The sequence below is a fragment of the Niallia sp. HCP3S3_B10 genome, assembly GCF_052064465.1.
Lineage (GTDB): Bacteria > Bacillota > Bacilli > Bacillales > Cytobacillaceae > Niallia > Niallia hominis.
Map to the genome: position 1 here is coordinate 1 of NZ_JBQHVO010000155.1, position 634 is coordinate 634.

Below are 634 nucleotides of genomic sequence, written 5' to 3' on the forward strand. Positions count from 1 at the left end.
ACCCGTTCCCATACCGAACACGGAAGTTAAGCTTCTCAGCGCCGATGGTAGTTGGGGGTTCTCCCCCTGTGAGAGTAGGACGTCGCCAGGCGCTATATATGGAGGATTAGCTCAGCTGGGAGAGCATCTGCCTTACAAGCAGAGGGTCGGCGGTTCGATCCCGTCATCCTCCACCATTATATTGGACAAACTATAATATGCCGGTTTAGCTCAATTGGTAGAGCAACTGACTTGTAATCAGTAGGTTGGGGGTTCAAGTCCTCTAGCCGGCACCATTTTATGAGCCATTAGCTCAGTTGGTAGAGCATCTGACTTTTAATCAGAGGGTCGGAGGTTCGAATCCTCCATGGCTCATCTTATTTTTGTCTGCGGGTGTGGCGGAATTGGCAGACGCACTAGACTTAGGATCTAGCGCCGCAAGGCGTGGGGGTTCGACTCCCTTCACCCGCACCAATTAAATATATGCGGAAGTAGTTCAGTGGTAGAACATCACCTTGCCAAGGTGGGGGTCGCGGGTTCGAATCCCGTCTTCCGCTCCATAAGAAACAATGCCGGGGTGGCGGAACTGGCAGACGCACAGGACTTAAAATCCTGCGGTAGGTGACTACCGTACCGGTTCGATTCCGGTCCTCGG

Annotated in this window: 5 tRNA genes and 1 rRNA gene; all 6 read left to right on the forward strand. The window is 52.8% G+C overall.

Going from position 1 to position 634, the window contains the following annotated elements:
* Window positions 1-91, forward strand: a 5S ribosomal RNA gene (rrf, locus tag ACTNDN_RS24945); the annotation flags it as partial.
* Between the two features lie 9 nt (window positions 92-100).
* A tRNA-Val gene (locus tag ACTNDN_RS24950) sits at window positions 101-176 on the forward strand.
* Window positions 177-199: 23 nt separating this feature from the next.
* A tRNA-Thr gene (locus tag ACTNDN_RS24955) sits at window positions 200-275 on the forward strand.
* A 6-nt stretch (window positions 276-281) separates the two neighbouring features.
* Window positions 282-354: transfer RNA gene (locus tag ACTNDN_RS24960), tRNA-Lys, on the forward strand.
* A gap of 14 nt (window positions 355-368) precedes the next feature.
* A tRNA-Leu gene (locus ACTNDN_RS24965) sits at window positions 369-453 on the forward strand.
* 11 nt (window positions 454-464) lie between these two features.
* A tRNA-Gly gene (locus ACTNDN_RS24970) sits at window positions 465-539 on the forward strand.
* Window positions 540-634: the final 95 nt, after the last annotated feature.